Annotated in this window: 8 protein-coding genes; all 8 read left to right on the top strand. The window is 44.5% G+C overall.

Annotation, left to right across the window (positions count from 1 at the left end; all coding sequences use genetic code 11):
- On the top strand, positions 1-522 hold a 522-nt coding region (locus GXO74_03475), incomplete at its 5' end, for an HAD-IA family hydrolase (protein ID NOZ60719.1).
- A gap of 267 nt (positions 523-789) precedes the next feature.
- Positions 790-1,398 carry an imidazoleglycerol-phosphate dehydratase HisB gene (gene hisB / locus GXO74_03470; protein NOZ60718.1) on the top strand — a complete coding sequence of 203 codons (609 nt, stop codon included), beginning with the start codon at positions 790-792 and terminating at the stop codon, positions 1,396-1,398.
- Positions 1,382-1,981, top strand: a complete 600-nt coding sequence (gene hisH, locus GXO74_03465; GenBank protein ID NOZ60717.1) for an imidazole glycerol phosphate synthase subunit HisH — start codon at positions 1,382-1,384, stop codon at positions 1,979-1,981. The genes hisB and hisH overlap by 17 nt, the downstream gene beginning before the upstream one ends.
- A complete protein-coding gene (hisF, locus tag GXO74_03460) occupies positions 1,975-2,727 on the top strand; it encodes an imidazole glycerol phosphate synthase subunit HisF (GenBank protein ID NOZ60716.1) in 753 nt (250 codons plus the stop codon). The genes hisH and hisF overlap by 7 nt, the downstream gene beginning before the upstream one ends.
- Positions 2,724-3,968, top strand: coding sequence for a bifunctional phosphoribosyl-AMP cyclohydrolase/phosphoribosyl-ATP diphosphatase HisIE (locus GXO74_03455; GenBank protein ID NOZ60715.1), 1,245 nt, complete (start codon positions 2,724-2,726; stop codon positions 3,966-3,968). Before hisF ends, GXO74_03455 begins: the two co-directional genes overlap by 4 nt.
- A gap of 59 nt (positions 3,969-4,027) precedes the next feature.
- Complete coding sequence (gene hisD, locus GXO74_03450; protein ID NOZ60714.1) at positions 4,028-5,230, top strand: histidinol dehydrogenase; 1,203 nt, start codon at positions 4,028-4,030, stop codon at positions 5,228-5,230.
- A gap of 27 nt (positions 5,231-5,257) precedes the next feature.
- Positions 5,258-6,361, top strand: coding sequence for a radical SAM protein (locus GXO74_03445; protein ID NOZ60713.1), 1,104 nt, complete (start codon positions 5,258-5,260; stop codon positions 6,359-6,361).
- Between the two features lie 632 nt (positions 6,362-6,993).
- A partial coding sequence (locus GXO74_03440) for a tetrathionate reductase family octaheme c-type cytochrome (GenBank protein NOZ60712.1) occupies positions 6,994-8,318 on the top strand: 1,325 nt, incomplete at its 3' end.

Here is an 8,318-nt window from a genome sequence, read left to right as displayed (position 1 = left end):
CATGCTATTATCACAGAACATGGCAAAGATGCATACCACTGGGAAATTGTGGACAAATTCCAGGAATTCTATCTGGGAAAGAATTTTGACGGATTTATCAAAAACGAAACCATGTTGATCAAACCAGGTGTGTTGGAATCGTTGTTTCATCGGTTCAGGTTGGGAATTGTTACAGGCCGTCCAAAAATCGAAGCGGAATTTGTTTTGAGCCGTTTTGAGGCGGAAAATTATTTCGATGTGTTGATCGCCCTGGAGGACACGCCGCCTGGAAAAGGAAAACCAGAGCCTGATGGTATTTTACTGGCAATGAAAAAATTGGGCGTCAAAACCGCTGTCTATCTGGGCGACTCAATCGATGACATGAAAGCGGCTGTGGCTGCGGGAATTATTCCGGTCGGAGTTTTATCTGTCAACGATACCGGGCTGGGACAAACAGATCTGCTCAAGTCAGCCGGAGCACAGTTCATTTTAAATGATGTGAATGAGATTTTGAATTTGGAGCTCGTAGTTCAGAGTTCATAGTTTGCAGTTTATCGTTTCAGTTGTGATGAAGTGGCAAAATAATTATTCTCATTGAACTGAAATTTGAATGTGATCAGGTATTAAAAGAGATTCAGCAGTTTTCGAAAAAGATAGCACCAGGAATATTTTTATCAATGAAATTTCTGATTAAGAAAGCGACTAATTCAAAACTCGAACGCGAAATCTCAAATGTAAAGCTAACAACTCTAAACTCAAAACTATGAACTACTAACCCGAAACTTTGAACCATAAACTGAAAACAAATTCATGGCACGTACAGCAAAACTACAAAGAAAAACAAAAGAAACAAACATAACAGTGGATTTGAATGTTGACGGGCAGGGAGATTCTCGGATTGATACTGCGATTGGTTTTTGGGATCACATGCTGACCGCATTTGCTAAACATGGATTGTTTGACTTGACGTTGTTTGGAGATGGCGACTTGCATGTTGATCAGCATCATCTCATAGAAGATTGCGGAATTGTTCTGGGACAGGCTTTTAAGCAAGCATTAGGGGAAAAAAGAGGAATCAATCGCGCCGGCTATTTTGTCTATCCTATGGATGAAGCGCTGGCAGTTGTCGCTGTCGATATCAGCGGCAGACCTTATTTGCAATTTGACGCAACTTTTAAAAGGCGTTTTTGCGGCGAACTGGATACGGATTTGCTGGAAGATTTTTTTCAGGCGTTCGCTGTTCATCTGGGCGCGAATGTGGTTGTGCGCATGCCTTACGGAAGGAGCGACCACCACAAAATAGAAGCGATTTTTAAAGCGTTTGCCAAAGCTATGAAAATGGCCTGCTCGATTGACACCAGAGCAGTGGAAAATATCCCAAGTACGAAAGGTGTGATCGACGATGATAGCGATAATTGACTACGGCGCAGGGAACCTGAAGTCGGTGAAAAAAGCGTTTGATTTTTTGGGCATCGAAAGTGAAATTGCCACTGCACCGGAGCAGATGAAAAGAGCGGAAAAAATCGTGTTGCCCGGCGTTGGCGCTTTCGGTGCAGCTGTAGAGAAACTTCAGCAGAGCGATTTTTTTGAGCCCTTGCAAAAATGGCTGGCGCAGGATAAGCCTTTTCTGGGTATTTGCCTGGGAATGCAATTGCTTATGGAAACCAGCGCAGAATCGCCGGACTTCCGCGGCCTTGAATTTTTCAAAGGCGATTGTTTGCGGTTCGAGTCCGGTAAAGTGCCACAGATTGGCTGGAACAATGTGAAATTTGCGCGAGAATCCAGTTTGTTCAAAAATATTCCGGATGGCTCATTCTTTTATTTTTTGCATGGCTTTTATCTTCGCCCGGAAGATGGCGAAATTACCTCTGCAAATAGTGATTATGGTGTAATTTATCCGGCAGCCGTGGAAAAGGGAAATGTATTTGCAGTACAATTTCATCCGGAAAAAAGCGGCGAGCATGGGCTTCAATTATTGAAAAATTGGGTGGAAATATGTTAGCAACTCGAATTATTCCATGTCTGGATGTGGACGAGGGACGTGTTGTCAAAGGTGTGAAATTTAAAGAACTTCGCGATGCCGGAGATCCTGTGGGGTTGGCGGCTTTGTACAATGACCAGGGTGCAGATGAGTTGACTTTTCTGGATATTGGCGCTTCGCATCAGAGCCGGGAGATCATGATTGATGTGGTCGAGCGTGTCTCCAGTCAGATTTTTATTCCGTTTACTGTTGGCGGTGGAATTCGTTCGGTCGATGACATGCGGCGAATTCTGCAAGCTGGCGCCGATAAAGTGGCGATATGCAGCGCGGCGCTGAAAAATCCGCGCCTGCTCTCTGAAGGGGCGAAAATTTTTGGCGCGCAATGCATGGTTTTATCCATTGACGCAAAGCGGCATGGCGATTCCTGGCATGCGTACATCAACGGCGGCAGAGATGATTTTGGCGTTGATGCGATCGAATGGGCCAGACAGGGCGAACAATTAGGCGCCGGGGAAATTTTGCTTAACTCCATCGACATGGATGGTACAAAAGCGGGTTATGATCTGGAATTGACGCGAAAGGTTTCCGAATCTGTTAATATCCCCGTGATTGCCTCAGGAGGCGCCGGCACTCTGGAGCAGATGGTTGAAGCCGTAAAAAAAGGAAAAGCAGATGCCGTGTTGCTGGCGTCATTGCTTCATTTCGGGGAATTTACAATTAGTGAAATTAAAGAATATTTGAAAAATAGAGGAGTTGTAATTCGATGATTATCCCATCAATCGATTTAATGAATGGCAAGGCAGTGCAATTGAAACAGGGTATGGAAAAAGTCCTCGAACGGGATAATCCGCTGGAACTGGCGCGCTATTTCAATCAATTCGGCGAAATTGCTGTGGTCGATTTGGATGCCGCGCTGGGGAATGGCAGCAATCGTGATTTGATAGCAGAGCTTTGTCGTATAGCTGACTGCCGCGTTGGCGGCGGAATTCGCGACGTGGAAGGAGCGCGGGAATTAATCTCTTTGGGAGCGAAAAAAATAATCATTGGCTCGCGTGCCTTTGAAAATGATGAAGTGAATGAGGCTTTTTTGCAAGAACTGGTTGCAACAGTGGATCGCCAGAAAATTATCATTGCTGTGGATGCTTATGAGGGTGAAATTGTCACAGAAGGCTGGAAACATCGCACAGGCCTGGCGCTATTGGATGTGGCAGAAAAATTGGAAAATTACGCTGCAGAACTTCTGTTCACCTGCGTTGAAAAGGAGGGCGCGCTTCAGGGTACAGACCTGGAAACCGTGAAAAAATTGAAGAAGAAAACGAATAACATGTTGACTTTAGCAGGTGGAATTTCCACGATGGCGGAGATCCGGGAGTTAACGGGGCTCGGTGTTCATGCGCAATTGGGGATGGCGATTTATACGGGAAGAATTTTTCCTGAGGAAGCATTCATTGAGTCGCTGAACTGGAAGTCCGATTTAATTCCCACTGTTGTGATCGACACTGAAGGTCAGGTGTTGATGGTTGCCTATTCTAACAAGAAGTCGTTGCAGAGAACTTTCAATAGCGGAAAAATGTGGTACTATTCTCGTTCGCGGCAAAAATTATGGATGAAAGGCGAGACTTCGGGAAATGTCCAGGATTTCATTCAATTCCGGGTTGATTGCGACAGTGACACGTTGCTGGCAAAAGTGGATCAGAAAGGTGTGGCATGTCATCTGGGAAATTACTCATGCTTTGGCGACAAAAAATTTACGCTGGAAGAATTATATCGAGTCGTGCAGGATCGATTTGCCAATCCGAGACCCGGCTCTTACACCGCATCTTTGAGCGATGAGCTGGTGCGCGATAAAATAATGGAAGAAGCGCAGGAAGTGATTGAAGCGAAAACAAAAGATGAAATTATCTGGGAAGCCGCTGATGTGTTTTATTTTTTAACGGTATTGCTGGCGAAAAGCAACGTGACCATTGATGATGTTTTGCGGGAATTAAACAGACGGAGAAAAAAATGAGAATCATCCGATCAGGCGATATAGCGGAAGATTTTTTTAAATATAAAGAAATAGAAGAAATTGACTCTGTCAAAGAAGTGATTGCCGACATCCGTGCCAACGGCGATGATGCAGTGAAAAAATGGACAAAGAAATTTGATGGCGTCGAACTGGAAAATCTACGATTGAAAAATCGCGATATTCTTTCTGCTGTAAAAAATATTCAACCGGACGAATCCTCAGCTTTGCGTGCAGCAGCAGAAAATATCCGACTATTTGCCGAGAAACAAGTTGCACAATTTTCCGATTTTGAATTTGAAATCCGGCCGGGAGTTTTCACCGGTCAACGTGTTGAGCCGATCCGACGCGTGGGAGTTTACTGTCCCGGAGGCAGTTATCCATTACCTTCAACTGTGTTGATGGGCGCCATCCCCGCGCGCGTGGCAGGCGTGGAGGAGGTTGTTTTGTGTTCGCCCCCGACTCATGGCGGCTCAATTCATCCGGCAATTCTGGCAGCAGCTGTGATTTGCGACATTGAAGAAATTTATCAAATTGGCGGCGTTCAGGCGATCGCGGCAATGGCTTATGGAACTGAATCGCTCAAGCCCGTGGACAAAATTGTCGGTCCCGGGAATAAATATGTGACTGCCGCTAAAAAAGAAGTGTTTGGAGTGACTGGGATTGATTTCATCGCCGGACCTACCGAGTTGCTGATCATCGCTGATGAGTCGGCAGACCCAGCTTTTATTGCAGCAGACTTGCTTGGACAGGCGGAGCATGATGTGAATGCAGAACCGATTTTGATTACTACTTCCCGGCAACTGGCACTGGAAGTAGAAATCGAAGTTCGGAAACAATTACAGCAATTGAAGACCAGAGATATTGCGGAAGCTGCTGTGCAGAACAATAGCGTAATTATTTTGACGGAATCGCTGGAAGAAGCCTGCGATATTGCCAATCGTAAGGCGCCGGAACATCTGGAATTGCAGGTGCGGGATACTGGAAAATATTCTTCTCTTCTAAAAAATTACGGCTCGCTCTTTATCGGCTCGCTGGCGGCGGAAGTCCTGGGTGATTATTCCAGCGGTCTGAATCATACGCTTCCCACAAATACGACAGCGCGTTACACCGGCGGTCTGAGCGTGAAAGACTTCTTGAAACTGCAAACCACCCTTCGTATGGAACCGACAGGGCTGAAATCCATTGGAGGTATCGCGAAAAAAATGGGCGAAATGGAAGGCCTCGATGGGCACGCAAAATCTATTGGTGTAAGACTGAAATAAATTTTTCAGAATAAAATACGGGTAAAAATGACTTCTTTGATTAAATTTTATCTCAAAAAAATTTTCGCCACGCCGGTGCGCCAATTGCCGCAGAAAATCGCTTCCGGTGTGCAGCATTACATGCTGGATTTCCCGAACGGAATCACGCTACAGACAGTGAAAAATTGCAATTTGAAGTGTAAGCATTGCTATCTCAATGAATTTGGCAAAAATATTCCCGATGGCGAACGTGGGATGATGCCTTTTGAGGATTTTCAAAAAATCGTGGCACGGTTGGATAAATTGATCAAAAAAGTCAATGAATTTTACTTCTCCAGTTTCGAACCATTGTTGCACAAAGATATTTTTCAGATGATGGACTATTTACTGGAAATTAATCCGGATTTACAATTTCCGCTGGTAACAAATACAATGACGATTGACGATGAAAAATTGGAAAAATTGAAAAAGTATCCGATCCCCAGTTACACAATTTCTCTGGATGGAACGACGAAGGAAACGGTGGAAGCTTTCAAAACGGGAATTTCATTTGAAAAATTGATTGATACAATCAAAAAACTGACTTCGCTTGATGAAAATAGTTCTGTCGGTACGGTGTTTGTGCTGCATCGAAAAAATGTCCATGAACTGCGGGATTACGCTGATTTTGTGCTTGGATTGGGCGTAAAAAAAATAATGGTGAATAATTTGATGCCCTTTTCCGAAGAGTTCCAGGATCAGCATCTTTATTCGCCCCGGGGCAACAAGGAAGTAGAAGAAATTTTCTACCACCTCATTGAGCGAGTCGTTGCCAACGGGCAGCAACTATTTTTGCCGTACATGAAGCCGAAACAGATCGGCTGCCGCCAGGCGGAATCGCTGTTCATCGACATCAACGGCAATGTGGCGCCGTGCGATTATCTGGCAGTGAGTACGAATTTTTATTATTTCGGAAAACGCAAACAGGTCAAACCTGTCATTTTTGGCAATGTTTATCAGGACGATCCGCTCAAAATTTATCGCTCTAAACCATTTAAAAGATTTCGCCAACAGCAGCGCGTCGGCAAAAATCTGCCGGAATCGTGCCGATATTGTATTGATGCGTACGGGCTGATGTGTAGTCATCGGAGAGTGTACGGAGCAGTAAGTTAATCTACGGAGAATGAATTTTGCTGTAGAAAATTTCAACAAAATTTTCCGTTTTTCTTCATTTGAATATTTTTCTTGATTCTAATAGTTTTTTTTATTACTTTTGCCAATTCTTAACTATAATGCTGATTTTTAGAACAAGAAAATCAGACCGTGAAATTTTAAATCAGTCACTTTTTGATATTCTATCCCTGATTAAATGGGAAACCCATGACGAAAAAATGTAAAAAAAAATCAAGAAGATTCAGAATTTGCTCAATGCATCATATCCGGTATCATTGCCATTTTACCTTCCGATACATGTCGGATGTTGCCCCTACTGACTCCGGTGATAATTCTCCCCCTGAATGCGAATAATGCCGCAGCGGTTGGCGTTTTGTCTGTCAACAGCAGCGTATTTATCACGATTCGGTTCCATTAAAGCTCTCGATGATCACATTTAATATTTTTGAGGCCGTTCAGGTTCACGTGTGAAATGATTTTGCAAATTTTTGTCTGTTTCGTGCTGTTATTTTATTCACAAAGTAAGTCCTGAATAGCTGTGTTGTTCTCGCGCAATTTTAAGTGAGACTTTGATTTTGTTAGAGAATTAATCGATTTCAAAATATACATTTGAATGAACTTAGAGGAAAAGTATGCCAAAAACAAGACTAAAATGGATGATGATCGTCCTGTTAGTTCTGGTGGTTTTGATTGTGCCTTTGATTATTTTTGCGCCAAAGGCCAAAGTGCAGCAGGACGATCCATGGCTCTATATGCCGAAAAAGGTTTCGCACACAGATCATGCTCCGTTACTTCAGGGCCCTTTTGCTGACGGCCCTTCTGTCACGAAAAAATGTCTCGAGTGTCATCCCGCAGCCGGGAAAGAGATGTTGCACAACGTCCACTGGACCTGGTTGGGAAAACCGGTCCTGCTACCGGGACGCAAAGATTCGGTGAGAATGGGCAAAAAAGTGTCTCTCAACAATTTCTGTATTGGTATTCGCGGTAACTGGCCGCCGTGTACTGCCTGCCATGCCGGCTATGGCTGGTCTGATGCAAACTTTGATTTTTCCAATGAAAACAATATCGACTGTCTGGTTTGTCATGATCATTCCGGGCAATATGTCAAGGGCAAAAGCGGCATTCCGCCCAAAGATGTCGATCTGGTCGCTGCGGCGAAAAGCGTGGGCCGGCCGACAAGATTGAACTGTGGTAGCTGCCATTTCACCGGCGGCGGAGGAGACGCTGTGAAACACGGTGATTTGGATCGCAGTCTGGATTTTCCGCCGGAACGCGTTGATGTGCACATGGGAAAATACAATCTCGTTTGTGTGGATTGCCACAAAGGCGAGCACCATGAAATTCGCGGGCGACTAATGTCGGTGAGTGCGGACGATGAAAATCAGGCGTATTGTACGGATTGCCATCTGGAAAAGCCGCATAAAGATGAGCGACTCAACGCTCACACGGATGCCGTTGCCTGCCAGACCTGCCATATTCCCGAAGCAGCAGTAAAAGAAGCCACAAAAGTAGAGTGGGATTGGTCGGAAGCTGGCAAAAATCTTCCGGAAAATCCGCATGAATATTTGAAAATTAAGGGGAGTTTTGTTTATGAAAAAGGTCTGAGACCTGAATATCATTGGTTCAACGGGAAGAGCGATCATTATCTGTTGGGCGATAAAATTGATCCGAATAAAACGACTCTTTTGAATAGGCCCTTGGGCGACATCAATGACCCCAAGGCGAAAATTTTTCCCTTCAAAGTGCATCATGCGAAACAAATTTATGATAAAAAATACAACTATCTGCTTGTGCCCAAGACTTACGGCAAAGGCGGATACTGGACGGAATTCAACTGGCAAAAGGCTGCCAAATTGGGCTCTGAAGCGAATGGCATAAAATACAGCGGTGAATACGGTTTCGCGCGTACAGATATGTTCTGGCCGCTGTCTCACATGGTCGCGCCAAAAGAAAAAGC

It is taken from the genome of Calditrichota bacterium (assembly GCA_013152715.1).
In the GTDB taxonomy this organism is placed as follows: domain Bacteria; phylum Zhuqueibacterota; class Zhuqueibacteria; order Thermofontimicrobiales; family Thermofontimicrobiaceae; genus 4484-87.
Note: the sequence above shows the minus strand (reverse complement) of the source record. Positions and strands in the feature narration are given on the sequence as shown.

Excerpts from the sequence above, each read along its gene's own strand:
- hisF (NOZ60716.1), top strand. The coding sequence starts at position 1,975 with ATGTTAGCAACTCGAATTATTCCATGTCTGGATGTGGACGAGGGACGT.
- GXO74_03455 (NOZ60715.1), top strand. The coding sequence starts at position 2,724 with ATGATTATCCCATCAATCGATTTAATGAATGGCAAGGCAGTGCAATTG.
- hisB (NOZ60718.1), top strand. The coding sequence starts at position 790 with ATGGCACGTACAGCAAAACTACAAAGAAAAACAAAAGAAACAAACATA.
- hisH (NOZ60717.1), top strand. The coding sequence starts at position 1,382 with ATGATAGCGATAATTGACTACGGCGCAGGGAACCTGAAGTCGGTGAAA.
- GXO74_03445 (NOZ60713.1), top strand. The coding sequence starts at position 5,258 with ATGACTTCTTTGATTAAATTTTATCTCAAAAAAATTTTCGCCACGCCG.